Origin of the sequence: Streptococcus caledonicus, assembly GCF_042656225.1 — a bacterium.
GTDB lineage: Bacteria > Bacillota > Bacilli > Lactobacillales > Streptococcaceae > Streptococcus > Streptococcus caledonicus.
On record NZ_JBHSOJ010000020.1, the window covers coordinates 1 to 3,585 of the forward strand.

Annotated in this window: 2 protein-coding genes and 1 pseudogene; 2 read left to right on the forward strand and 1 reads right to left on the reverse strand. The window is 38.4% G+C overall.

Annotated elements, in window-relative coordinates:
* On the reverse strand, window positions 1-2,240 hold a 2,240-nt coding region (locus ACFPQ3_RS08255; protein WP_380434023.1), incomplete at its 3' end, for a mucin-binding protein.
* 324 nt (window positions 2,241-2,564) lie between these two features.
* On the opposite strand from ACFPQ3_RS08255, the gene ACFPQ3_RS08260 reads away from it, so the two are divergent.
* Window positions 2,565-2,795: a hypothetical protein gene (locus tag ACFPQ3_RS08260; protein WP_156807267.1), complete on the forward strand. Its 231-nt coding sequence runs from the start codon at window positions 2,565-2,567 to the stop codon at window positions 2,793-2,795.
* Window positions 2,796-2,840: 45 nt separating this feature from the next.
* A pseudogene (locus ACFPQ3_RS08265) lies at window positions 2,841-3,585 on the forward strand (transposase); the annotation flags it as partial.

The following is a 3,585-nucleotide window of genomic DNA, read 5'->3' on the forward strand; positions in this document are numbered from 1 at the left end:
GTAGTGCTTGGTGCAATTTCTTTCCCATCACTATCTACATATTTGATTGTTCTGCTAACCGTTTTGTTTTCTGTTGTTTGAGAACTTGTTGCCGAGTAGACCACTGTTTCTACACTATCTGCGCTGTCTGGTGATACAGTTTTTTCTGCAATTTCTGTTTGAGTAGTTGTGTAGTTCTCAAGAACAGGAGTATTTACTGTTTCCCACACCGCTTGTTCTGTTTCCCAACTTCCGTAAGTTTTCTCTCCAGTGACGTCATTTATGGATACTGTTCGTGTGAAGTTTACGGTTTGTGTAGTGCTTGGTGCAATTTCTTTCCCATCACTATCTACATATTTGATTGTTCTGCTAACCGTTTTGTTTTCTGTTGTTTGAGAACTTGTTGCCGAGTAGATCACTGTTTCTACACTATCTGCGCTGTCTGGTGATACAGTTTTTTCTGCAATTTCTGTTTGAGTAGTTGTGTAGTTCTCAAGAACAGGAGTATTTACTGTTTCCCACACCGCTTGTTCTGTTTCCCAACTTCCGTAAGTTTTCTCCCCAGTGACTTTATTGGTCATCATTTTCCGATTGAAGACTACTTTTTGGGTGACAGACGGAGCTAATTCGTCTCCAATTTCGTTCACATACTTGATGATACGAGTTACTTCTTTTGAGTCTACTGATTCTTCTATCTTAGCCCTATAATTTAATTTCACTACTAAATCAGTGTCAGAACTTTTTCCTGTGATTGGTGCGGAATCTTCTAGTGGCCCCACATACTCATAGTTGTCAAACTCCTTAATTCGGGCTGTGTAACCAATTCCCTTAACAACTTTGGATAAAACAAGTTCTTTGGAAACTTCTGGCATTGGTTTTCCATCTAAATAGTATTCTGTGTAAACGGAGCTAAGTCCCTCTGTGGAGATAAGCACTGCTGTACCATTAACGTTGACGCGGTCCCCTTCGCTAGCACTGAAAGTTTCATAGACCGTCTCTCCCTTACGTGTTAAAGTTACATGCAAATCATTAAATGTTTTTAAGCCATTATATCCATCGTATTGTGCGTTAAGTTTTGGCAGAACACCGAGGATAGTCCATTCATACGAATTGTATTTTGGATCGAGGGTACCATTAACACGGTAAGTAGTTGTTTTAGCATCTACCGATTGTAAAACTAAACGAACACTAGATTTAGTCATTTGCTTGTAAGCTACGCCACCATCTCCTACAGGAACCATTTCTTCAGCTCCACCTTCTAATATATAGGCTGAACCAATGACAGCTGAGTCGTTATCAAAAGGAATAGTGGGACCTTTACTGATGGTTAAGATATCACCATTTTGTAAACCTGTCATACCAGGGACAATATAGACTGAACGATAGCGAGCAGTGACTTCTCCATTTACAGTTGTGATAGTATATCCAGCAGAAATTTTTGTCTGATCTCCAACTTCTAAGTTTCGAACAACCAGTTCTCGAACCGGTACGGTTACGGTTGTTTCCTCTTTTCCATTGATACTAATGGAAGCTGGGATTTCATACGAACGATTTGCAGTCAGTGCTTTTACAGCTTGAGGAGTTGAAGCAGTTGTTTTTAAAGAAATTGGGAGATGGTCAGTAGCATACTTGTCTGCATTATTATTTAAGGTAATGGTTACAATCGTTTTATAGAGACTATCTTCAGGTGCTAATGTTTCAGCTCCTGTCATTTTACTATCTGTAGGAATGTTGCTTTCGACAGTAGATGTTACTGTACCGATTACCTTATTATCATAGATGAGGTCTCCGTCAGAAATGGTGGTATTGACATTTTTGTATTCAATAACTATGGGATCCCCTTGGCTTGAAGGATTAACAATATCGAAATCGAGAGTTGGCTTGGTGCGACTAGCAGCCCCCACTAAACCAGGAATAACCTCGATTTTTGCAGAAACATTCGCAATTTGATTTGTAGTAGAAGATTCTGAAGTGGTATTTGATGAACGTAGCACAGGTTCTGTTCGATCGTTTTTATCTAATTTATCTGCTTCAAGCGATTCATCGGTTGAAGCAGTGGAGGATTCACCCTCTGAAGTTGCTATTTCTACTGTTTCTACTGTTTCTACTGCTACATTCTCTGTTAATGCAGCCACTTCTGCAGTCGGCAGAATCAGCAAGCTCCCCATCGCTAATAAGAGGGTACAGCCACAACAGAAAAATTTTCCTTTTTTTATCAGTCTCCAATTTTTTTGTTGGCTATTTTTTTTATTGAAAAACATAGGAACAAGTCTCCTTATTATTTTAGATAAATTGAATAACTTTAATTATATATATATATATATAATGTCAACTAAAAACTTCGACGAATCATGACAAACTCTAAGCAGGCTTGTCCTGCTAACCCATGACAGAAAATAATTGTTGCTTTATACTAATAAGTGAACAATACAAATCCGTGGTCTTTAATAGGGCTTTGCCTAGCCTGTACGACAAACTAGATGAATAAGAATCATGGGATAACTCGACTACGCCTTGAGCACGAAAACAAAATTACTGTAAGCCACCTATTCGATTATTCAAAAATAGAATAGGTGGCTTTTCACATGGAAGTCATGATTGAAACTTGTTGTGACATTGATGTTCACCAAAAATCCATTGTTTGTTATATCTTAGACGGTCCGCTTGATATCAACAAACCCCAAAAAATTCAGAAGACATTTGGAACAACAACCATCGCTCTTCAGCATGCTTTAGCTTGGTTGGAAGAAAACCATATCACTCATATTTTCTTTGAATCCATAATCTTTTACAACGAGCAAAAAAAAGTCCCATAAGACTTATAATGAAATGCGCTTAAACAACTCATTAGAAAGTATCTTATGGAACACATCAATCATACCACATTACTCATCGGAATGAAAGACAAAAATATCACCTTAAATAAAGCCATTCAGCACGATACCCATATCGAAGTCTTCGCTACACTTGATTATCTCCCTCCTAAATGGAAACACTGTAAAGGAAAACAAATCAAATCCGACTTCCCAAACCCTTCTAAAATTCCTTTTATTGAGATTGCTGGTTTTCCTAGCCTCATTCGCTTGAAAAAGAGACGATTTCAATGCAAGTCCTATCGGAAAGTCACTGTTTCTGAAACATCTCTCGTTAAGAAAAATTGCCAAATCTCGGAAATGGTTAGACAGAAAATTGCCCAACTCCTACTCAACAGAGAGGCTCTTACACATATCGCTTCTAAGTTAGCCATCTCTACCTCTACCGTCTATCGTAAGCTCAAGCCATTTCATTTCCAAGAGGATGACACCACTTTGCCTAATATCCTCTCCTGGGATGAGTTCTCCTACCAGAAGGGGAAATTGGCTTTCATTGCTCAGGATTTCAACACCAAGAAAATCATGATCATCCTTGATGACAGAACACAAACAACCATCCGAAATCATTTCTTTAAGTACTCGAAAGAAGCTCGAAACAAGGTTAAAGTGGTCATTGTCGATATGTCTGGAAGCTATATTCCTCTCATCAAAGTTCTATTTCCTCAAGCTAAAATTGTTCTTGATCGTTTCCACCCCTCGCTTCCGAATTTCTTAGCTCGAGGCTAAAATAGTC

What these genes read in the sequence shown, in the direction of transcription:
- ACFPQ3_RS08260 (WP_156807267.1), top strand. Translation starts at nt 2,565, where the DNA reads ATGGAAGTCATGATTGAAACTTGTTGTGACATTGATGTTCACCAAAAA.